At 58.1% G+C, this 260-nt stretch carries 1 protein-coding gene; it reads left to right on the forward strand.

The window, feature by feature from the left end:
- Nucleotides 1-260 (forward strand): alanine racemase (locus HBA93_RS21865; protein ID WP_221724650.1); only part of this gene is annotated, 260 nt, incomplete at both ends.

Consider the following 260-nt stretch of genomic DNA (forward strand, 5'->3'; position numbering starts at 1 on the left):
TGTCGCGGTTATCCGCGCGCAAGCATTGCAGCATAATTCCCGCTGGATGCAGAAATTTGTGGCGGAGCGCGGCGCCTTGATTGCCCCGCATGTCAAGACCACGATGTGCCCGCAGATTATGGCGCAACAGCTTGCCGATGGCGCATGGGCGCTGACTGTTGCAACCATCCAGCAATTGCAGGTTTGTGCCGCTTTGGGTGCGACCCGTATTATCCTTGCTAATCAGGCTGTTGGCCGTGCCGAACTGGACACAATCGCCG

Origin of the sequence: Ochrobactrum sp. SFR4, from assembly GCF_019730395.1 — a bacterium.
GTDB lineage: Bacteria > Pseudomonadota > Alphaproteobacteria > Rhizobiales > Rhizobiaceae > Pseudochrobactrum.